At 55.4% G+C, this 21,215-nt stretch carries 18 protein-coding genes and 1 tRNA gene; 11 read left to right on the top strand and 8 right to left on the bottom strand.

Annotation, left to right across the window (positions count from 1 at the left end; all coding sequences use genetic code 11):
• From ACN0VM_RS13565 to ACN0VM_RS13580, 4 genes are all read left to right on the top strand, one after another.
• Window positions 1-647: ribonuclease E/G (locus ACN0VM_RS13565; protein ID WP_417451430.1), on the top strand; the 647-nt coding region annotated here is incomplete at its 5' end.
• A gap of 11 nt (window positions 648-658) precedes the next feature.
• The gene (locus ACN0VM_RS13570) at window positions 659-832 is read left to right on the top strand and encodes a DNA gyrase inhibitor YacG (RefSeq protein ID WP_417451431.1); all 174 of its coding nucleotides are present in this window, start codon (window positions 659-661) and stop codon (window positions 830-832) included.
• 212 nt (window positions 833-1,044) lie between these two features.
• A tRNA-Phe gene (locus ACN0VM_RS13575) sits at window positions 1,045-1,120 on the top strand.
• A 173-nt stretch (window positions 1,121-1,293) separates the two neighbouring features.
• Window positions 1,294-2,052, top strand: a complete 759-nt coding sequence (locus ACN0VM_RS13580) for a hypothetical protein (protein ID WP_417451432.1) — start codon at window positions 1,294-1,296, stop codon at window positions 2,050-2,052.
• A gap of 25 nt (window positions 2,053-2,077) precedes the next feature.
• Here the strand turns inward: ACN0VM_RS13580 and ACN0VM_RS13585 are convergent, their stop codons facing one another.
• The 7 genes from ACN0VM_RS13585 to ACN0VM_RS13615 all read right to left on the bottom strand — a co-directional run bounded on the left by ACN0VM_RS13585 (window position 2,078) and on the right by ACN0VM_RS13615 (window position 11,109).
• Window positions 2,078-3,712, bottom strand: coding sequence for a tetratricopeptide repeat protein (locus ACN0VM_RS13585; RefSeq protein ID WP_417451433.1), 1,635 nt, complete (start codon window positions 3,710-3,712; stop codon window positions 2,078-2,080).
• Window positions 3,713-3,723: 11 nt separating this feature from the next.
• The gene (locus tag ACN0VM_RS13590) at window positions 3,724-5,457 is read right to left on the bottom strand and encodes a hypothetical protein (RefSeq protein WP_417451434.1); all 1,734 of its coding nucleotides are present in this window, start codon (window positions 5,455-5,457) and stop codon (window positions 3,724-3,726) included.
• 47 nt (window positions 5,458-5,504) lie between these two features.
• A complete protein-coding gene (locus ACN0VM_RS13595) occupies window positions 5,505-6,437 on the bottom strand; it encodes a GDP-L-fucose synthase family protein (RefSeq protein WP_417451435.1) in 933 nt (310 codons plus the stop codon).
• A gap of 7 nt (window positions 6,438-6,444) precedes the next feature.
• A complete protein-coding gene (locus ACN0VM_RS13600) occupies window positions 6,445-7,437 on the bottom strand; it encodes an NAD-dependent epimerase/dehydratase family protein (protein ID WP_417451436.1) in 993 nt (330 codons plus the stop codon).
• 16 nt (window positions 7,438-7,453) lie between these two features.
• On the bottom strand, window positions 7,454-8,767 hold the full coding sequence (locus tag ACN0VM_RS13605) for a nucleotide sugar dehydrogenase (RefSeq protein ID WP_417451437.1): 1,314 nt from the start codon (window positions 8,765-8,767) through the stop codon (window positions 7,454-7,456).
• Window positions 8,768-8,778: 11 nt separating this feature from the next.
• Window positions 8,779-9,729, bottom strand: coding sequence for an FkbM family methyltransferase (locus ACN0VM_RS13610; RefSeq protein ID WP_417451438.1), 951 nt, complete (start codon window positions 9,727-9,729; stop codon window positions 8,779-8,781).
• Window positions 9,730-9,810: 81 nt separating this feature from the next.
• Complete coding sequence (locus tag ACN0VM_RS13615) at window positions 9,811-11,109, bottom strand: hypothetical protein (RefSeq protein WP_417451439.1); 1,299 nt, start codon at window positions 11,107-11,109, stop codon at window positions 9,811-9,813.
• 191 nt (window positions 11,110-11,300) lie between these two features.
• On the opposite strand from ACN0VM_RS13615, the gene ACN0VM_RS13620 reads away from it, so the two are divergent.
• From ACN0VM_RS13620 to ACN0VM_RS13650, 7 genes are all read left to right on the top strand, one after another.
• Complete coding sequence (locus ACN0VM_RS13620; protein ID WP_417451440.1) at window positions 11,301-12,356, top strand: glyceraldehyde 3-phosphate dehydrogenase NAD-binding domain-containing protein; 1,056 nt, start codon at window positions 11,301-11,303, stop codon at window positions 12,354-12,356.
• On the top strand, window positions 12,353-13,099 hold the full coding sequence (locus tag ACN0VM_RS13625) for a cytidylyltransferase domain-containing protein (protein WP_417451441.1): 747 nt from the start codon (window positions 12,353-12,355) through the stop codon (window positions 13,097-13,099). Before ACN0VM_RS13620 ends, ACN0VM_RS13625 begins: the two co-directional genes overlap by 4 nt.
• Before the next feature lie 22 nt (window positions 13,100-13,121).
• Complete coding sequence (locus ACN0VM_RS13630) at window positions 13,122-13,901, top strand: HpcH/HpaI aldolase family protein (protein WP_417451442.1); 780 nt, start codon at window positions 13,122-13,124, stop codon at window positions 13,899-13,901.
• A gap of 4 nt (window positions 13,902-13,905) precedes the next feature.
• Window positions 13,906-14,904: a C-terminal binding protein gene (locus ACN0VM_RS13635; RefSeq protein ID WP_417451443.1), complete on the top strand. Its 999-nt coding sequence runs from the start codon at window positions 13,906-13,908 to the stop codon at window positions 14,902-14,904.
• Window positions 14,901-15,578 (top strand): HAD family hydrolase, encoded by a 678-nt coding sequence (locus tag ACN0VM_RS13640; protein ID WP_417451444.1) that lies wholly within the window; start codon window positions 14,901-14,903, stop codon window positions 15,576-15,578. Before ACN0VM_RS13635 ends, ACN0VM_RS13640 begins: the two co-directional genes overlap by 4 nt.
• On the top strand, window positions 15,547-17,904 hold the full coding sequence (locus ACN0VM_RS13645) for a radical SAM protein (protein ID WP_417451445.1): 2,358 nt from the start codon (window positions 15,547-15,549) through the stop codon (window positions 17,902-17,904). Before ACN0VM_RS13640 ends, ACN0VM_RS13645 begins: the two co-directional genes overlap by 32 nt.
• A gap of 84 nt (window positions 17,905-17,988) precedes the next feature.
• A complete protein-coding gene (locus ACN0VM_RS13650; RefSeq protein ID WP_417451446.1) occupies window positions 17,989-19,317 on the top strand; it encodes a hypothetical protein in 1,329 nt (442 codons plus the stop codon).
• 35 nt (window positions 19,318-19,352) lie between these two features.
• Here the strand turns inward: ACN0VM_RS13650 and ACN0VM_RS13655 are convergent, their stop codons facing one another.
• Window positions 19,353-21,095 (bottom strand): formate--tetrahydrofolate ligase, encoded by a 1,743-nt coding sequence (locus ACN0VM_RS13655; RefSeq protein ID WP_417451447.1) that lies wholly within the window; start codon window positions 21,093-21,095, stop codon window positions 19,353-19,355.
• Window positions 21,096-21,215: the final 120 nt, after the last annotated feature.

A 21,215-nucleotide genomic window follows, 5' to 3' on the forward strand; every position in this document is an offset into this window, starting at 1 on the left:
GTGACGGTGCGGCCTTTGAGCATTTTGGCGTCGAAGAAGCGATCGAGGAAGCCTTGGCCGACAAGATCCTGCTACCTTCCGGCGGCTGGATATCGGTCCATGAGACCCGCGCCCTGACAGTGGTGGACGTGAACATGGGCAGCGCGCTTCAGGGCCGGTCGGCTGGCGACGCCAAGCTGATTGTGAACATGGAAGCCGCTATGGCCGTGGGCTATCACCTGCGCTTTCAGGACATCGGCGGGCTCGTTGTGGTGGACTTTATCGACATGTCGGCCAAAGGCGCGGCGCGCGACCTGATGAGCGCGCTCGATGCCGCCTTTGACGTTGACCCGGTGCCGGTACAGCATACCGGCATTTCGCAGTTCGGCCTTGTGGAGATCAACCGCAGACGGCGCGGGCTTTCACTGCGCGACCGCCTGACGACGTCCCGCGCCCCTATCCCGCGCGCAGACGCTACCGCGCTTGACCTCCTGCGCCGCGCCCGCAAGCTTGGCCGCACGCCCGCCAACGGCAATCTGGTCATCACGGCAAGCGATGCGGTCATCGCCTGGTTTGAAGCCCACACGGATTACACCGACGACCTGAAACTGCAGACCCAGCGCAGCGTGACATTTGAGCGCGGCGCGCCAGACGTTGTTTTGAAGTAGGAGTTCCGGCAATGCCCACAGCAAAATGTCCCGAATGCGGTAAACCGGTGGACCAGAAATCCCGCCCCTTCTGCTCGAAGCGCTGCGCCGATTTGGACCTTGGCCGCTGGTTCAATGAGGAGTATACTTTACCCGGTGACAGCGAGATTCCCGACGATGTGGGCATGCCCGAAGACCGCGACTGAGACGCTGCTCAACGCCTGCACACATTTGGCACAGATTCTGCCGAAAGTGCCCGATTTATTGCACAGATCATGCACATATTCGTGCAGGTTTTCATCCTCTCGCCCGCCACCGGAAGAATGCAAAAAAAATAACATTCAGCGCTGGACAGGCCCCGTATTATTGCCTATAAGCCCCTTCGCTAACGCATGACGCCGCGCGTCATTTGCACCCTGCCCGGGTAGCTCAGTTGGTAGAGCAGCGGATTGAAAATCCGCGTGTCGGTGGTTCGAATCCGCCCCCGGGCACCACTTTAAAAAAGCCGTACCTTCGGGTGCGGTTTTTTTATGTGTTCACCAACCTCGAAAAAGACTTGGAGGGCAAGGCTTTTACCGCCGTTGCGGCTTGCAAGGCTCTTTTCTTTATCGCCACTACAAGGCATAATGCGATCAGCCGATCACCGTTCAACGACGGACAGTATGTAATGAGTAGCAAGCTTATCCTTCCTCGTATCCGCAAGGTTTTGCGGCTATTGACCTTTTTCGCCTTTGTGCTGCCTTCATGGCTAGCTGGCCCCACGGTAGCCGACGAAGCTAATGATCAGGCGTATGATCTGGATCTCTACACTTCAGCGATCCCGCCATACGTTACAAAGGACGCGCAAGGCGTACTGATCGGCTCACTCGTGCCTGTAGTTGACAGTTTCATCCAGTCGCACGGGCTGACAGCCCGGGCGACGCTGCTGCCGTGGTCTGCCGCGTTCCGGCGCACGGTCGCGAACCCAACGTCCCTCCTCTACCCCGTGGACCGCACTACGGCGCGCGAGGATCAGTTCCTCTGGATCAAACCGCTGGTGACCACTAATTATTATCTCTATGGCCTGAAGGACGCAGTGGACCCGAACGTCACGCTTGCGGACGTTATCGCCAGCGGCGCGCTTGTCAGCTGTACCGCGAATTCTATTCAGTGCGAAATCCTGCGTCAGAACGGCGTGCCAGATGCGAACATCCTGCGCATTGAAGGTGCATCAATCAGCCGGCGCCTGACCCTGATGGTGGCGGAAAGAAACTATTATACGGTCTATGACCCAGCCGTCTTTGCCTATCTGACCGTCAGCCAGCGATTGCCAAGCGACGAACTGATACAGCTGGAAAAAGTTGGCGAGATGACATCTTACCTTGCGGCAAGCAAGGATATGCCGGCGGAACTGCTACGAAAGCTTGGCCAACCGGCGCAACACTAACCGCCCGCGCGGCTGTTGTGAACGGTCAGGCAAGTTCCTCAAGGCTGGCCTTGATATCCGCCACCAGTTGTTCGTTGCTTTTAAAGTGAACACCCGAACGCGTATGGATAAAACGGCTGCCCTCTTTATACCTTGGCGGTGCCAATGCAGCACCAAAACTGGTCCAGGGTGGCCCATTATTCACAAGGAATATGGGCGTCCCGCTGGCCTGGGCAAACATCTGAGTAGCAGTCGGCGGGCCGACCGATGCGTCCATCATCGACAGGATAGCGATATTGGCCTCAATATCCTGCTTCAAGTCGAGGTCATCGAAAAAATGGATATTGTCGAGCGCACCAAGTTCGGCCCGCTCGGCGTCTGTGTAACTGTATTGCAAAACATAAAAGTCGGCATCAACCGCGCTCGAAAGAGCTTTGACATAATCCAGCCCCAAATAATAGAAACGTCTGACGCCACTTATATTTGAGCTGCGCCATGACACCGCAATCTTGGGTCGCTTGCCTGGAACAATATATTTGCGCAGTTCCTCAAGGCGGCTTGGTTCCGGGGTGAATATATGACCTTCCGTACTCCTGATATCGTCAAGTGTCAGGCCTAGTCGGTATGGCAGACTGCCAACGGCGACGCTGAAATCAACCTTGCTGCCATTCGTTTTCATCCAGTCATGAAGTCCCGGAAAACGGCGCACGCGGTAGCGGAAGTTTTTAACGTCGTCAAAGCCGTAAGCCGCAACCCCGGGGAAGCTGCGTTCATAGAGACCCGTGAGCCTTGGATCGCAGCCCACATGCACCCGCGCCCCCATATCGAGAAGCCGCGGTAGGAAAAGCGAGAAAAAAACTTCATCTCCAATGCCTTGTTCGGCATAGACGAAGATGCTTTTCCCCTCAAGGGACTGTCCTTTCCAGGCTCGAACACCATGGTCATACTGCGCGACCTTGCTGTCACCAAGCTCCGGGTCCAGCCTTGCCTCATAATATGGCCAGGCTTCCTCGGGACGCATACGCTGCAAAAGATAAATGCCATAACTGACCTTGATCTGCGAATTACGCGGTGCAAGCCGCAGCGCCTCACGATAGTGAGGTTCAGCAGGTGGCTGATCATGAAAGGTCAGCGCAAGATTGTGATGATAGTCCGCGACATCCGGCCTCAGCCGGATGCCCTCCTGCAAGAATATACGGCTATTGGCAAGGTCGCTCGTATACAGGTTTATCAACATGCCAAGCGCATTCCAGAATGCGGCATACTGCGAAAACATTTGCAGGGATGTCTGTAATAGCTGTACCGCATCATCCTGCCGCTCAAGCAGCTCATACGCTTTGGCAAGGTGCAAAATGTGGCTTGGCTCGGCGGGGTTATGCTCACACGCTTTTGCATAGGCTTTTTCCGCCACATGAGGCAGGTTCATGCGCAGCGCCATTTCCCCCATGATAGAACAGAGAGCCTCGGTTTCACCCTGCAGGGTCACAGCCTCACCCAATATGTCGAGCGCCAGTTCATCCTGCCCGGCATCAATCAATGTTGTGCAAACAGCCACCAGATTGTCAGGGTTCAGCCTGTCCAGCGACCAGGCTTTCACACACTGCTCCCTGCATGCACCCATATCGCCGGAAGCGGCGAAGTTTTGGGCTTTTCGGATATAGGGAACGATGTTTCGTTTCATGGTCATGCTGCCTATGGTGTGATGAGAAAATGCTCTCCCTCGCGGGCGTCAAGCGCGAGCAGGCTTTTGTATATTTCACCGGCGAAAAGGGACGCCACGAGGACAAAATGACCTTCTTCAAACTGCAAATTGTCCGGTGACTGTACCGGGAAACCATCCACGGTTTTTAGACCCGACGGAGCCGTTTCGATAAAACCAGCGACCTGTAGATCATGCCCGAGAAGGTAGTGCAACAGGTGACGGCCACGGCCACCCGCCCCCCATATCCATATTTTCCGCCCCCTGTGACGGGCCGAAAGATATCGCATCAGTCCCGCAAACATGGTGCGCAACTTGTCATTTGTCATGAGGTTCTCGCGGTTCTGCAGCGCCTCAACATTTTTGAAGTGACAGGCAATGACCGACTGCCGGTCAAGGCGGGCAGGCACCGGCAACGCTGCCGCCCACGGCGTTGTGGTCACCAGATCAGCTTTCACATCGGCAGCACCACAGCCCCATGCCGTGTCGTTATAGAGGCAATAGTCGTCTTTGGCCTCCATGTAACGGTAGAGGCCGTAGAGCTCGATAATGGACAGGTGCGCGACAAGTTTGCCGGAATTCGTCCGGTAGCGGCCTGGTTCGATCTCTACGCCCGTGGTGTGATCAATATGATAGTGGCGGCAGTCATCAGGGAAGACCACCTCTTTCATCCCTGCGGCATGGCACACGATCGCCAGAAGGCTATCAAGGTGGAAAATAAAGCCATCAAGCTCCATATAGCCCCGCACCTTGAGCCAGTCATCACGGTGCATAAGCTGAAAGTCGCCGCACTGTTGATAATGGAGAGCAGGCAGCGAATCCCAGCCCACATAGCAACTGGCAACATTATAGATCACAGGGCGTCCCTGCGCATCGCGCCTTTCAGCAAACTGGGAGGCGATAAAATCGTCCTCCACATGTTGCTCTCGCTGCCGACGCGCCTCTCCGGGCTCCAGCGGCCCTTCCTGAAAATGGATGCGCAACACCCGTTCGTCAGCGGCTTCGGTAATGGCGTTGATATCAGGCAGGTCGAGCACATTCCTGTTGATGTCACAGCGGTGCGAGCGGTAAAGCGCACCAGCGGCCAGATCAGGCGCTGTCATCGCCTCAAACAGCGGCGCGGAAAAAAGCACATCGATATTGGTCGCCAGAATGAACTTTCCGCGCGCGCGCCGGATACCCACATTTTTAGCGATCATCTGATAGAGCGGCGTGAAGTCTGCCATGTCGAACTGTTCATGCACCTCTTCACCCACGGTGTATATCACGGTGTTCACATAGTCATGGGTTCGCGGAAACCGGTATCCGTCACGCAAGCTTGGCCGGTCAGTTGGCGGGTTCCACTCCACAATGACCAGTTCCACACGGCGACCGACAGTTTCAGCCACGTGATAAACACTGTCTATAAAGGCTTGTGTTCGCTCTTCCATACGCTCCGTATGGGTATCGTTGCGGGTAGTGACCACGATAGACAGGGGGATATTATCATCACACTCCACCAGCATGCGGTCAGCCTCATCAGTTGAAGCTGCAGCAGCCATTGGCAGGTCCGGCAGGGTGATTTTGGTCAGTGCGTTGGCAAAAAGATCCTGATAGAGCGTTTTCACGTCAGCCGGCAGGGTTTCCAGCCTTTCGATTACCTCAAGCGCGTAGCGCCGTGACCAGAGAACCTGATGCTCCAACGCTGCAAATTCATCTGGCGTAAGGCGTTTTTGGGTCAGTGTCATATGGTCGGTCCCTGAAGGCTTTAAATATTCGGATTAAGTGAAAGGATTTAAACAGTGAGGGTGGAGAGATAGGCGGCATACATCTGCGCCAACCCTTCATCAAGCCCTGTGTTTGCGCGCCAGCCCAGTGTATTGATTTTGCTGTTATCCATGATCTTACGGGGTGTGCCGTCCGGCTTGTCGGTATCGAACGTCAACCGCCCCTCAAAGCCAACGGTCTTTTTGATGCGCTGAGCGAGGTCTCGCACCGACACTTCCTCGCCCGAGCCCACATTGACCAGCCCGCCGTCGTCATAATGGTTCATCAGGAAAATACAGCCGTCCGCCAGATCATCGGCATAGATCAATTCGCGCAGCGGTGTGCCGGTCCCCCATACAGTCACACCCTGTGCACCTTCTTTCTTCGCCTTGTGAAAGCGCTGCATCATACCTGCCACAAGGTGCGCATTTTCAGGGTGAAAGTTGTCATTTATGCCATACACATTGGACGGCATGGCAGTAAAGGCCTTGAAATCATACTGCTGCCGGTACGCGTCGCACATGACCTTGCCTGCAATTTTCGCCACTGCGTATGGCAGGTTGGTTGTCTCCAGCGGCCCGGTCAACAGCGCATCTTCCCGCATCGGCTGCGCTGCCTCACGGGGATAAATACAGCTGGAACCAAGCAACAATAGCTTTTTCACGCCAGCCCGGTACGCAGCGTCGATCACATTGGTCTGTATCAGCAGGTTCTGCCGGATAAAATCCCCGCCTTGCGCCATATTGGCGGCTATGCCGCCCACCTTGGCAGCGGCAAGGAATACATAGTCGATACCGCTTTCGGCAAAAAAGCTGTCGGCTTCCGCTTGCACGTCCAGCGCCAGTTCGGCATGGCTGCGTGTGACAATATTGCTGAAGCCCTGTCGCAGCAAGCCACGCACAATCGCCGAACCGACCATTCCGCGGTGGCCTGCAACATAAATTTTGCTATTCTTTTCCATGTGCCGCCTACAAAAATTCGTTTTCTACAGCCTTGTCGGCATGTTCACGGTACCACTGCAGGGTGAGGGCAAGGCCTTCCCTGAGGCTGACAGACGGGGCATAGCCCAGGCGCCGCATTTTTTCGATCGACGGGCAACGAAGGGGCGTCTCCCCGGCAGGGGCGGTACTTGGCACAATATTGAGCTCAAGACCGACAGCCTCTCCCACACAAGCGGCCAGCGTCGCGACCGATACCATGTCGTCATTGCCGATATGATATACCTCGCGGTGTCCCCCCTTGAGATACATCAGGATAATGCCGTCAACGATATCATCGACATAACAAAAGGCGCGCTGCTCTGTACCTGAGCCAAGGATGGCAAAGTCGGCAGTCACACCGGGCCCTGATGCGGTCTCATGTGCCTTCATCGCCCGCAGCAGGAACTGCGGCACGACATGTTTATAGCCCATATCCGGGCCATATACGTTATGCGGCCGAAAAACCTGAACCTTACGGAAATGATCCTGCCCGTAATTGAACGCGATCAATTCGGAGATGATCTTTGACCCGCCGTAGGAATATCTCGGATTCAGGCTGTCCGGCAACGTCAGGGCCACAGTTTCATCCGTCGGCACCACCGGAGGCGTCTGATATACTTCTGCCGATGATGCCAGCACCAGGTCCGGCACCCCGGCCTGCTGACAGGCGGTCACAGCCGCGAGCGCGCCACGAATGCCGACATCAAGCACCAGTTCCGGCTGCTTGTAAAAGTTTTCGGTACCATTGACGGCGGCCAGATGGAACATCACATCCGCACCCTTCGCCGCACGGGCCAGCGCTTCGGCATCGCGCACGTCAATATTGGCAATTGTAACATCTGCCCGCACACTATCCAGACGCCACGGTGCACCGCGCAGCATATTGTCAACCACGGTCACATCCCATCCGTCGCGGAGGAGACGGCGCACCAGATGCGCACCGATAAATCCACCGCCGCCGGTTACTACTGCATGCCTCAAAGTCCTGTCCTCATGTTCAAACGTTGCCAACTGCGTAATAGTTTTCTGAAAGGCTATCCGTCATGTTGGAACTGAAATTATTCCAGTAATCGTAGACAAACCCACTGGGTGCCATCCAGGCAGATAACTGGTTGGGTGTCCATTTTGCCATGCGGGGGTGGTTATTGGTAATGATCGCGATGTGCGCCTGCGCAACCGCGTCGCGGATGCTGTCGCATACCTCATAGCCCGGGAAACCATCTTCCAGCACGGATCGTTCAATCACCGGATCAAATATCCTGTAGCGCGCATCAGGAAATTGCTGTTCGAGTTCACGCAAGACGGTAAGGGACATGGCGCCGCGCAGGTCATCGGTCTCAGGCACCCCCTTGAAGGCCAAACCGAGAACCGAAATCGTCGGCTGTTCCGCCACCCCGCGCTGTTTCGCCTGCTGGCGTATGAAGGAAACGGTCTCTTGCGGCTGTCGCTCGTTGATGACCCGCGAAGCCCGCGTCATCTCAAGGTCCAGCCCTTTCGCTTGGGCACTTGCACGAAAGATATGCGGGTCCTTCTCAAGGCAGGGTCCACCGACCAGCCCCGGCGAAGCCACATTTGTCCGGGGATAGCCAAGCTTGCCTCCTTCAACGACCTCCATAACGTTCACCGAATATGCCTCGCATATCCGGGCCACCTCGTTGGCAAAAGCAAACTGAACATCCCGGTAAGTATTATCAACAAGCTTGGTAATCTCGGCCGCCTCGTATGACGACAATTTGATGATTGCGTTCGTAAGCGAGGTAAACAGCTTCTCCGCCCGCGCCATGGCTTCTGGTGTATCCGCGCCAATGATTTGCGGCAGGCGGCCCAGTTCTTCCATCGCCCTGCCCTCGAGCGTGCGTTCCGGGCACATGGCGACATGGCAAGCCTTGCCGCTGGACTGCAAAATCGGAATGACGATATCCCGACATGTGCCCACTTTCACGGTCGAGCGCAACACCACCAGCGAACCATCCGTCACGTGATGCAGGATGTCGCGCGTCGCCGACTGAATGAAATCAAGATTTATCTGCCCGGCCTTCGTCAGCGGTGTCCCGACGGTTATGATAAAGGTACTGTCAATTTCGTCGTCGGATGCCAGCCTCTCGCGCGCGACAAGATTGCCACACCCCACCACGTGTTCAAGAATTTCATCCAGCCCGTTTTCCTGAAAATGGGGAATGCCCGCATTGGTTTTTTCCACAATGTCGGCGCGCTTCTCGACGCCCAGAACCCGCAAACCCTTGTTTGCGAAAGCCGCAGCCAACGTCAGGCCGACGTATCCCAATCCCACAATACAAATATCAAACTTCATCGAAGGTTTCCTTATCCGTCCTGATCAGACCGGAACCGCCGAAGCGGCAGGCATACAAGGTCCCAGCTTCCGGCCGACATATGCCGGTCGAACCGGTAGGGGCTGAGGGCCGTCACCCGGGAAGGGTCGTCGGCATCATCGCAGTTGATTTCAAAGAAGGCGTAATTGTCGCCAAACAAGGGGGGAAACTGGCCACGTTCAATGCCCAGGTGTTTCAGGCGGGGCTCGACCCATTCCATGATGACAATGGGCTGATGCTTCCTGATCAGGGCCTGTGCCCCTTTCAACACTTCGTTTTCATACCCTTCAACATCGATCTTGATGAAATCAAGCCGGGGAATTGAAGGCAATACATCATCCAGCCGCCTGACCGATACCTCGAGAGGGTCGATCTTGTCCTTCAGGGCGCCAACAATTTTCTCATTGGCTGCAAGGGAGTGGTTGCCTTGTTCCAGCTCACCTTCCCTGATCACATTCATCACTTGCTGGCGATTTGTCGCGCCCAGCGCACAATCATGGGTCACCACGTTGCGAATACCGTTCAAATGCAAATTGGTGACCATTTTGATATAGTTGAAAGGCACAGGTTCGAAGGCGTGCACACGCCCGGCATCACCGACAATGCCGGACAGGCAAACCGTGTGAAACCCGCTATTGGCCCCGATATCGAGGACATAGTCCCCCTCCCGCACAAACCGCCGAAACAGATATTGCAACTTCGCCTCAAGCGAACCTTTCGTATAATATACGGCTTTATCCTCAAGCGAATTGCGATGCAGGTTATAGGCAATGCCCTCTTCCGTCTCCATGAAGACATAATCGCGTTGGTCAGTCACTATCGCTTCCTTAACTTTCTCACAGGCACCTGTTTCGCATCCCGTCTTTACATGACCGCAACCAGTACCACCGGTAATTTTAAACTCGCCATTGAGCAAAGCAAAATGTGAGCCACTTTGGGACACTAACGGGTTTTAAAACAATCCCTTAATACCCACGCCTCACGAGTAGCAGTCCGCCGCAGACAAAATCGCGCCAGGCCACCATCAAATAGACATGACATCAATAACTTGAGAACCGTGCTTTCTGGTCAGGTCTGTCAGGTCCGGGTTCAGCAGCATGGACTGAAACTGGGGACGCGCATCAAAGAATTTCTTGATGTGCGGCAAAATCTCTCCCTCTCCAGACTGCCTGACCTGCCTCACAAGTTTAAGATAGTCCGCCAGAAGGCTGCCGCGCTTCAGCACCATTTTCGGATGCCACATATATTGGCTCATCCAGTTGACAAAGCCCCAGGCCTCAGGCGCGCCGTCCTGCGTCAGAACCTCAGCCATTTCCTTATAACTGGGCGTGATGCCGCGATAGAACGACTGGGGGCTGGTAAACCAGTGTTTGCCCCACAAAGCGGCCTGCAGGCCCACCGTTGACGTCACCGCCACCACCCCGTCAGTGTGGGGCACCAGCATCTGGGTATAATAGGGGAAAGCCAGCTCGCCGGGGAACAGGGCCGCCCCGACGTACTGTCGGGTCAGTTCGGTCCAGCCGTCCTCCGTCATGCCCATATCCTGAAAATTATGGGCACGAGGGCACAGGATGACCACCGTGTCCGCAGGCGTATTCTCCAGTATATCCCGGTATATCTCGATGGACGTGGCATACTGTGTGTACGGACTGTACCGGGGAGAGGGATACTGAACCGCAAACACCAGAACATTTCTGAACCGCGACCGTAGATCATCCAGATAGGCCTGTATCTCAGGCGACTGCAGCTTGAACTTATCCTCAAGCGCGTGTCTGAGCGGGGTCAGGACATCCGTTGCCTGCGTCATATTTTCATCCTGAATGGCACAATATTCCTCAACCACGCCTTTGCAGTCGAAACTCAACGGATCAATGAAGAAAGTGCTGGGATAAGGCGGGCGGGAGTATGCACCAACTTCCTGCCCCACAATGCTGGCATCGGGGAACAGGAAGCGCAGCTTGTGCAACGGATCATGCATCTGAACGATATCAGGCTGCATGTCGCCAAGCTTCAGCGATTTCAATATGGCCGCATCCCGCAACGCGTCGGGCTGGTCCTGCCACATGTCATAAAAATACTCATCGGGCAGACAGTAGACTTTACAGCCCTTGACCTTCTCAAGGCGGCTGCAAGCCTTCTCCGTCTCCAGATAGGGCAGAAAGCACTCGCTGATCAGAAACCGGACTTCCACGCCTTCCTCGGCCAACTGCGCGATGCAGTCTTCCCAGAAGCCAAGAAAACCCCAGTAATTCTCCTCACCCTGTCGCTGGGCGGCGGCCTCAAGGGCATCTTTCGCCATGACATGGGTTATCAAAACGATCACTTTAACTCACCTCAAATTGCCAACACCCACATGTGAAACTTCTCCTGGTGCCAGCCAGGCCGACACACTGCGCAGCATGCCCCGAACGGCCTGCAAGGTCACTAAATAATTGCTTTTAAAGCGAGAAGTCATCCACTAGGCTGGATACAAACTAGGTCATCCTCTTTTCAAATTATATTCAGGGTCCGCAGATGAGGGTTTTTGTAAACGGTTTTGGGCGCATTGGCCGCACGGTCACCAGAATATTGCTGGAGAACAAAAAACTGGTGCTTGCCGGCATAAACGACATCGTGGATGACGTTGACAACCTTGCCTACCTGCTCAATTACGACAGTAATTACGGCCGCCTCGCGACTCCTGCGCGGGCGCTTGCGGAAGAGAAGGCCCTTACCGTTGATGGCCACAAAATTCCAGTTTTCAATTGTCGCGAGATCGATGCCTTGCCCTGGCAGGAGATCGACGCCGATATCGTGATTGACTGCAGCGGCACCAAAGACAACGTACTCGCCGCCCACAGCCTGCGCGGGAAGGGGAAACTCAAGGGCGTTGTGGTCACTCATTCGCCCAAAGACGGCATCGACAGGCACATCATCATGGGGGTGAATGAGGCGCAATATGACAGCGAGGCTGACTTCGTCGTCTCCAGCAGCATTTGTGACGCCAATGCCATCGCGCACCTGCTGAAATTTGTCGATGACGCTTACGGCATAGAGCATGGCTCGGTCACCACCCTGCATCCATGGCTGGGCTATCAGAACCTGACCGACGCTGCGGTGGTCGGCCAGTCTGACCCCGGTCATTACTGGCCGGATTATTCGCTGGGCCGAAGCAGTGTCGGCATGCTCATTCCAAAAAACACAACGGCCGTCTCAGCGACAGAACCTGTTCTGGGCGACTTGGCCGGGCGGCTTCAAAGTTTTTCCTACCGCATCCCGACCTCTGTCGTTACCAGTGCGGATCTTACCCTGATTACCCAGCGCGACGTTTCACAGGAAAAACTTGAACAAGATCTGACTTCGACGTTTTCCAGATCTCCCTACATCGAACTGAACCGGGAAAGCCTTGTTTCAGCCGACTATGAAAAAAACCCGCATTCCGCGATTGTTGACATGCAGTGGGCAAAGGCCGGGCCGGGAAATATGATCAAGCTTATTCTGTGGTATGACAATGAGTGGGGGTATGCCTGCCGGGCGATTGACACCGCCTGCCATATTCTGGAACAGCAGCAAGGGAACGGACAAAAATGATCTGCGGACTTCTTATCGGGAAAGATAAAAGTACAGGTGTGCCGGGTAAAAATTACCGGGAAATTGTCGGGCGCCCGATGTGCGAATACGGATTTATCGCCGGGAAAGCAGCAGGGCTCGACCATATTTTTGTCTCAACTGACAGCCCGACAATTATGGAGGTCGGTAAAAAATATGATGCCAATATCATCAAGCGCCCAGCCAATCTCGCCCAACCCGACAGCCTGACAGAAGATGTCCTCAAACACGCCGCGCACGAGATCGAACAACGGCTTGGCAAAGCGCCTGACATTATCGTTTTGCTTTTTGCCAACAACCCGGCAATCGACGTCAAATTGATCCGCGAAGGTGTTCAAGCTCTGCAGGAAGATCCAACACTGGATTCTGCCTTTTCAGTGTGCCGCTATGATATGTTCAGCCCGCTTCGCGCCCGAAAAATCAACGAAGACGGCATCATCGAAAACTATCTGTCACCGGACCAGATGGGCACAAACGCCAGCTCGATCCGGTCCAGCGAAGGCGGCATATATTTCTGTGATCTGTCTGTGCAGGTTATGCGTTGGTCATGCTTCACGGAAATGGACCAGGGGCCACAGCCTTTCCAGTGGATGGGGCATCGCTCCAAGGCCCTATACAATGACTATGGCTTCGACGTGGATAGCGAATGGCAATTCGTCGTCATTGAACATTGGTTGAAGGAAAAGGGCTACACCCCGGGGTCCACGCCATTCGATGGCAGTTGAAACAGTCTGTAGGTAGAAAACAATGCGCCTGAAAAATATACTGGCAGAAGACGGACAGGTAATCGGTACGTGGAACCTGATCAATGATCCAGGTGCCGTTGAACTGATGTGCAAGGCCGGGTTTGACTTTGTCATCCACGACATGGAACACGGCACCCATTCGCTTGATAACACGCAGAATATGGTGCGCGCCGCTGAACGAGCGGGGAAAAATCTGCTGCTGCGTCCGCCCGGCATCGATACGGGCCTTATTCAGCGTGTGATGGATGCCGGGTGCCACGGCCTCATGGTGCCCAACGTCCGGTCTGTTGCCGATGTCGGGAAAATTGTTGAAAGCGCGCTTTACCCGCCGTCCGGCAACCGCGGCTTATCGCCCTTCACCCGCGCCATGGGCTATGATGGCAGCGACGTCCCGGCACGAATGGCGGCGGCTAACAGCAACTGCTTTCTCGGCATATTGATTGAGGATCAGGACGGGATTTCAGCGCTGCCGGAGATTGTGGCAACCTACGGCGAACACCTCAGTGTCGTTTATGTCGGCCTGTACGACCTAGCCAAAACCATTGGTTCCACGGGCGACCTCATGTCAGACAAAATGCGGCATCATATCCGGCAGATTGTCGATATCTGCAAAAGGGGCGATGCCTCCGTCGGCATGCTGGTCAACAGCGCTGAGATGGTCACCTTTGCCCAAGACCTTGGCGTGCGCTTTCTCGCCTATCTCAATGATACAGCCATCCTCTATAGGTCAACGGAAAACCTGTGTTCAGCTTCCCGGCTGGCCACAAAAAAAAGAGGCTGAGTGAATGAAAATCGGCATAACGGACTATGTGGCAGCCCCCGGCGATATTGAACAGGAAGCGCTCGGCGGCGATGCAGAGCTGGTTTTCCTGAATGCCATTCACGCGCAAGATTTCGACGATGCGCAGTTAGCGCAGGTCGAGGCGTTGCTGGTCTGGCACGCCCATATCGACCGGGATGTGATCGCCCGGCTGAAAAAATGCCGCGTAGTTGTGCGCTATGGCGTCGGCTACGACAATATCGACGTGGCCGGACTGGAAGAAGCCGGTATTATTTTCTGCAACACGCCCGACTACGGCACGGAAGAAGTTGCCGACACGGCAACGGCCATGGCTCTCGCTCTCGCTCGCGCGATAGGCCAGTATGATTTTAAGGCACGCAAGTATCACGATAGCTGGCAGGAAAATACCGTATCGGGTATCAAACGGCTCAGCACCACAACGCTGGGCGTAATTGGCGTGGGCCGCATTGGCTCATCGGTCATGCGGCGAATGCGCCCGTTCGGGGTGCGGCTTGTGGGCTATGACCCGCACCTGCCCTCCGGGCATGAAAAAGCGCTTGGGTATGAGCGCGCACATTCCCTTGATGCCTTGCTGCAACAAGCTGACATTGTCTCGGTACATTGCCCGCTGACCCCGCAAACATCCGGCATGATCAACCCGGCTTTTCTCGGCGCGATGCAACCCGGCGGTATATTGGTCAACACGGCACGCGGCGGGCTGATAGCTGACCTTGACCCGCTGCATGACGCGCTGGAAAGCGGCCACCTTGCCGGGCTTGGCCTTGATGTACTGCCGCAAGAACCACCACTGGACGACAAGCTGACCACGGCTTGGCGACGGGGCGCCACATGGTTGCAGGGCCGGTTGATCATTAATCCACATACCGCTTACTATTCGGAACAGGCGTGGCGGGAAATGCGCTACAAAGCAGCCGAAACTGCGAAACTGGTTCTAACGGGCGGACCGATCCGCAATCGCATCAGACCGGCAGACGTTGCATGACGGCACGGCCCTGGGTATTCGACTGCGACGGTGTACTGCTCAACTCCAACGCGCTCAAGTCCAACGCAATGTATCAGGCGGCGAGCCGATACGGGCAAGCGGAGGCCGAGGCCCTTCTAGCGTATCATAAGCCTCGGGGAGGGATCGGACGGGAAATAAAGTTCCGCTATTTTTTTGAGCACATCCTGAACAGGCAAACGGATTATCAAGCCGACTACGAAACCCTGTGCGCCGACTATTCCCGCAATGTCCGGGACGCTTTGGTGCAATGCGACGTCGCAGCGGGGCTTGAGAAGCTTATCTCCCGGCTGGACAGTGCCGGGGTCGAGGCCTTTGTGATATCGGGCGCGGAGGAAGGCGAGCTGCGCGATATCCTGAGCATGAAAAAGATCGACCACCTGTTCAAGGGCATTTTCGGCAGCCCTAAAAGCAAAACCGATAATGTGCATAGACTGATGCGCCACTCCGGCATTCCTGATACCTTTATCGGCGACAGTCATCACGACTGTGAGGTTGCCCTGCATTTCGGCATGCAGTTCTACTTCCTGACCGACTGGACAGAAATGCCGACATGGCAGCAGGACCTGCCGTCCCATCCAGATATCAGGGTGCTGAAAAACATCCGCGAACTGGACACCCTCCATGCGGCAAATGTGGCTGGGCGCACGCGCTGAAGATGGTACGGTACTTGCCTGTATTTTAAATGGTTTGCTGTCACGCTTTCGGGAACACACACGGGATCAACTGGTGCAAAAAAGTTATTCTGAACATTTTGACGACTATTATATCAGCACCTTCTGCAGGCACGACAAGCAGGGTATCTATGTCACCCTGGGTGCGGAATACGGCGCAGAGGGTAACGCAACCTATGCCCTATATCAGCGGGGCTGGCGCGGACTGAACGTACTGCTGTCACAGGCGGCTACAACGTCACACAAAAACTTGCGGCCGCTTGACACCTGCGTCACCTTTGATCCGGAAACACCTGAGACAATCATCCAGCATACCCCTAAGTTTGCCGCCGCAGGGGACAAACACAAAAGCCAACCCTGCGTGCTGGTGATCGAAAACACGTCAGCCGCAGCAATATCCGCCGCGCGGCTTATTCTGTCACACTGCCGGTTTGATTTGGTGCTTTTCCCCCAAAAGACCGAAAGCGACCCGGCTACGCCACCGATTTTTGACAAGCTTACCCGGCATGCAGACCGTTCCCTCGGCTACCATTATTATTCGCCCACCGCGGTCTTCCCTGCAAACGACGCCGTTCTAAACGATGCTTTTACAACAGAGCCTTGGGAAGCGGCGCTCACACACCCACAAAATCGCCCACACCTTGAAGCGGAGGTAGGGCGTCGGGTGGCAGGCCTGATGGCAGCACGCGGCATCAAAGCCGCGCCGCCAGCGCTGGACCTGGCCAAACTCAGGCATGATAAACGCACGCTGGGCCATGACCTGAGCGATATACTGGACGATTTCCCCGTCACAGATACGGTCGTCGACGATTATGCGAATGATATCGCTCAGCAGTTCCGTGATCCTTCGCTCTCTCACGGCGTTTATGACCGCCTGTTTTTCCAGCACGTCTGGCCGGCACAGGAGGAAGCGTCGCGGCCTCAACCGGACAATGAGCCCAACCAGCTCTACCGCACAGATGAACTTGCGGGTGAGAATTGCTGCTTGGGCAGAAGCAGGCTGATCCGCGCCATTCTGGCGAAGCTTGGCCCGGAAGAGCAGGACTTGTTTCTCTCAATCTACCGGCGCCACTATGAAAACTATACTCCCTTGCTTGTCGTGCTTGCAGAACGTGCCCTGTTGCAGGACGACCGCACAGAGGCATCGCAGCTTCTGACCAAATGCCTCGGTCTTTTTTATGATGACATTTATGTGCAGAAACTTTTCCTGCACGCCACGCGGCAGAAAATCCTAACGCTGCATCTGGCGGGCAAATATTGCGGCAAACCTTTTCAGGCGTTTGAGATCTTTCAGGGTGGGGACGTGCACTTATGCTGCAAACCCTGGCAGCCGGTGACCGTTGGAAATGTTTTCCACCAAAATCACGAGGACATTTGGAATTCCCGCAGGGCGCAACTGGTTCGCCAGTCCATTGTCGATGGCTCCTACCGGTATTGTAGTCCCATCAGCTGTCCGCTGATGAAAAAGCTACCTGACTATGAGGACACTGACCCCGCAGTCAGACATGCCGTCAAAACCGGTTCCATGGTAACCAAACAGGCACCCTACCGACTGGCGCTCAGTTATGACCGGTCCTGCAATCTCAGTTGCCCCCAGTGCCGCACCTCGATGATCACCGCCAAAGGTCAGTGGCGCCAGGAACTGGAGCGCATCGAAACAGAAACCATTCTGCCGCTTCTGAAGAAAGTCAGTTTTGCCTATATAACCGGCTCGGGCGATGCCTTTGGCAGCCGTCACTTCAACAGCATTCTGCACAAACTCAATCGCCAGGATTATCCTAATCTCACGCTACACCTGATGACGAACGGCCAGCTCTTGACCGAGAAGCTGTGGAACAATCTTTCCAACCTGCACGACCTGCCCGGCTATATCACCGTCTCAATTGATGGCGCCACCAAAGAGACATACGAAGAACTGCGGCGCGGCGGCACCTTCTCGGCAATCTGCCAGAATATGGACATGATCGGCAAGGTAAGAAAACAGGGGATAATTGACCGGCTTGAAGTGAACATGGTTGTCCAGAAAAGCAATTTCCGCGAGATGAAACGCCTGATAGAAATGTGCACGGCATGGCATGTGGATGCTGTGCTGTTCTACCGGTTAAAACAGTGGGGGACATACCCCGCTGAAGACTTCAGGGAGCGTGACATTTTCAACCCTGACCACCCGGATCATACAGCGCTGTTACAGGAGCTGTCCGACCCCATTTTTGAAAGCGATATCGTAAACCCCTGGGACCTGTCTCCCCTTCTGCTTCAGGTTGGTCGTAACCGACAGGACCAGAAGGCCGAGCCTTTCCTGCGCTGACCAGTCATTATGAATTATAAGGCGACATTATCAGACCTCACCGTTTTCACGACCTGTAAGCCGTTTACAGGGCTGGATGCTATCATGCAGGAAAATGCGCTACGCTCCTGGCACGCGCTGGGTTTGAAAATCCTTATTATCGGTGACGAGCCAGGTACCGGCGATATCGCGGCGGAGCTATCGTGCGGCCACATTGAGGTGGTGGAGAGAAACTCCAGCCATATTCCCTTAATCCATGACCTCTTTCGCACCGCGCACACAAACACGGACACGCCTTACCTTGCCTACGTGAATTCCGACATCATCCTGAACACACAATCCGCTGACGCCTTCGCCAGTATGCTGACATGCGACGCCGACGAAATTTCAGATTTTCTGTATGTCGCCCGCCGCCGGAACATCCCCCTGTCGGAACCCATTTTCACCGGGACAGAAAACTGGCAGGACCATATCCGTCGTCTTGATGAAAAATACGGCACTTGGGACGATGTATTTGCCATTGACGTGTTCATGTTCAATCGCGGCTGGCTGAAAGACATTCCCCACCTCGCTGTGGGCCGGGCAGGGTGGGACAACTGGATGCTTTTTAACGCCAGGCAGCAGGGTTGTGCGGTGATAGATGGCTCTCACGACTGTGCTGTATTTCACCCCCTGCACGGCTATTCGGTAACGGCTGGCGGCCTGCAGGCTGTCACCGTAGGGCCCCAAGCCTACAAAAACCGGCTCTTTTGCGGCGACCCTATCTGTACCATCGAAAACAGTGCAACACACCAGCAGCAGGCCGGGCGGTTAAATATGGTTTCAACGACCCCACCGTGTGACCCAGCCTCCTACGCCGTGGACACCGACAAACGATTCGCCGCAGACATCAGGGCAATAGACCGTCAACTGAAGACAGGCACCAGCGCTGTTCAACTGGCAGACAACCTGCGCACAATCCTGTGGCGCGCCAAAGTGACAGTGCCTGCGCTCGAACAGTCGGTCGATATGCACGCATTTTCACATTGCCATCAGGCACTTGAAAGCCTGCTGGCCCAAAACCGAATTACGGAGGCTATTCGCCAGTTACAGGACTATATGGGGCAAGCGTATCTCGCGAAACTACAGAGTATTACACACGATGGAGGGCGCCCCATATACATCTGGGGCAAGGGGGAAGCCGCCTTGCGCCTTATCTCCTTTCTCGACCGGCACGCCATCTTCCCCGTCGGTATCATTGACGGCCTCAAGCCGGTAGCCCACCCCGAACAATATGGCCAAAGCAAGCTTCCTGTTTTATCAAAACCCGAGGCAGAGGCCCTGTTGGCTACCGCCGAAGCCAAGCCCTATGTTCTCATTGCGTCCGTTCACTACCTCAGCATTGCACAGACTTTGGAAAGCATGGAACTGATGGCAGAATCAGATTTTCTCTAACCCCACCCCCATTGGCGGCACCGTTTTTTTTGACCTTAAAACAGCCCGACAACCCGGCCATCATCCCCCACGCGGATATTATTGGCCGCAGGCACCTTCGGCAGGCCGGGCATGGTCATGATGTCACCACAGACCACCACAAGGAACTCGGCCCCGGCAGAAAGCCGCACCTCGCGGATTGGCACCACATGGCCGGTGGGCGCACCCTTGATGGCGGGGTCGGTGGAAAAGCTATATTGGGTCTTGGCAATACACACAGGAAAATGGCCATAGTCTGCCTCTAGCGCGCGGATCTGGTCGCGGACCTTTTTGTCAGCGCTGATATCACTGGCCCCATATAACTCGGTCGCCACCTTGTGAATCTTGTTCCAAAGGTGCTCATCATCGGTATACAGAGGTTGGAAATCACTTCCTTCCCCATCGACAACCTCCACCACCGCCCGTGCGAGATCTTCCGCGCCTTCTCCGCCGCGCGCCCAGTGGTCAGCCTCCACCGCGTCCACATGCAGGCCCTTGCAGATGTCTTTCACCAACTGGCGCTCGGCTTTTGTATCGGCAGAGAAACGGTTGATGGCAACAATGACCCGCATGCCGAAACGCTTGAGGTTTTTGATGTGCCGCTCAAGGTTCACACAGCCGCGTTTGAGCGCATCGAGGTTTTCTTGCGCCAGCTTGTCCTTCTCAATCCCCCCATGCATTTTAAGCGCACGAATAGTGGCAACAAGCACAGCCGCATCCGGCTTGAGCCCCCCTTTTCGGCACTTGATATCGAAAAACTTCTCCGCGCCAAGGTCCGCGCCGAAGCCCGCTTCCGTAACCACATAATCAGCCAACTTGAGCGCACTTTTTGTAGCGATCAATGTGTTGCAGCCGTGGGCAATATTGGCGAACGGCCCGCCATGGATAAAAGCCGGATTACCCTCCAGCGTCTGCACCAGATTGGGTTTTATCGCCTCCTTCAGCAGCGCTGTCATGGCGCCATGCGCATTGATTTCGCGCGCGAAAACAGGTTTGCGCTCCCGCGTGTAACCAATAATGATATTGCCAAGGCGGTGCTCAAGGTCTTTCAAGTCAGTCGCAAGGCACAATATCGCCATCACCTCGGACGCGACGGTAATATCAAAGCCCGCTTCGCGCGGCGCCCCGTTGGCCACTCCGCCAAGCGAGGTCGTGATCTGCCTGAGCGACCTGTCGTTCATATCCACAGCGCGGCGCCATGTGATGCGCCGGTTATCAAGACCGGTTTTATCGTTCTCTCGCCAGTATACATGATTGTCGATCATCGCTGCCAGCAGGTTGTTGGCTGCGCCGATGGCGTGGAAATCGCCAGTGAAATGCAGGTTGATATCTTCCATGGGTACGACTTGCGCATAGCCGCCACCCGCCGCACCGCCCTTCATGCCAAAACACGGCCCAAGGCTGGGTTCGCGCAGGCAGATCATTGCTTTTTTGCCAATACGGTTCAGCCCGTCACCCAGCCCCACTGTTGTGGTAGTCTTGCCCTCACCCGCAGGTGTCGGGGTTATGGCCGTAACCAGGATGAGCTTGCCGTCCCTGTTACCCTCGCGCGCCTTGATGCCATCCAGCGATAGCTTGGCCTTATAGTGGCCGTAAGGTTCAAGTTCCCCCGCATCAACACCAAGCCGGTCGCGCGCGATATCAGCGACCGGCTTCATGGTCGCCGCCTGTGCAATCTCGATGTCGGATTTCGGTTGTGCGTGCTGGTTTGCCGATGTGTCTACCACCCGTGCATACTCCTTGGCGATTTGGGCACTCATTCATGGCGCCGCTCGTTGTCCCTTGCTGCCACTTTGGTGAGCGCCAGCGGCCAAGTCAAACACTCAATTGATTGCCTACGGTGCCAGACACCGGTATCAAGAATGCCTAAACCATAAACG

The sequence above is a fragment of the Kordiimonas sp. genome (genome assembly GCF_048260245.1).
Lineage (GTDB): Bacteria > Pseudomonadota > Alphaproteobacteria > Sphingomonadales > Kordiimonadaceae > Kordiimonas.

Bases quoted from the DNA above. Each gene is read 5' to 3' on its own strand.
- ACN0VM_RS13590 (WP_417451434.1), bottom strand. From the start codon at position 5,457: ATGACACTGACCCAAAAACGCCTTACGCCAGATGAATTTGCAGCGTTG.
- ACN0VM_RS13640 (WP_417451444.1), top strand. From the start codon at position 14,901: ATGACGGCACGGCCCTGGGTATTCGACTGCGACGGTGTACTGCTCAAC.
- ACN0VM_RS13645 (WP_417451445.1), top strand. From the start codon at position 15,547: ATGCGGCAAATGTGGCTGGGCGCACGCGCTGAAGATGGTACGGTACTT.
- ACN0VM_RS13630 (WP_417451442.1), top strand. From the start codon at position 13,122: ATGCGCCTGAAAAATATACTGGCAGAAGACGGACAGGTAATCGGTACG.
- ACN0VM_RS13605 (WP_417451437.1), bottom strand. From the start codon at position 8,767: ATGAAGTTTGATATTTGTATTGTGGGATTGGGATACGTCGGCCTGACG.
- ACN0VM_RS13620 (WP_417451440.1), top strand. From the start codon at position 11,301: ATGAGGGTTTTTGTAAACGGTTTTGGGCGCATTGGCCGCACGGTCACC.
- ACN0VM_RS13570 (WP_417451431.1), top strand. From the start codon at position 659: ATGCCCACAGCAAAATGTCCCGAATGCGGTAAACCGGTGGACCAGAAA.
- ACN0VM_RS13655 (WP_417451447.1), bottom strand. From the start codon at position 21,095: ATGAGTGCCCAAATCGCCAAGGAGTATGCACGGGTGGTAGACACATCG.
- ACN0VM_RS13580 (WP_417451432.1), top strand. From the start codon at position 1,294: ATGAGTAGCAAGCTTATCCTTCCTCGTATCCGCAAGGTTTTGCGGCTA.
- ACN0VM_RS13650 (WP_417451446.1), top strand. From the start codon at position 17,989: ATGCAGGAAAATGCGCTACGCTCCTGGCACGCGCTGGGTTTGAAAATC.
- ACN0VM_RS13595 (WP_417451435.1), bottom strand. From the start codon at position 6,437: ATGGAAAAGAATAGCAAAATTTATGTTGCAGGCCACCGCGGAATGGTC.
- ACN0VM_RS13625 (WP_417451441.1), top strand. From the start codon at position 12,353: ATGATCTGCGGACTTCTTATCGGGAAAGATAAAAGTACAGGTGTGCCG.
- ACN0VM_RS13585 (WP_417451433.1), bottom strand. From the start codon at position 3,712: ATGAAACGAAACATCGTTCCCTATATCCGAAAAGCCCAAAACTTCGCC.
- ACN0VM_RS13635 (WP_417451443.1), top strand. From the start codon at position 13,906: ATGAAAATCGGCATAACGGACTATGTGGCAGCCCCCGGCGATATTGAA.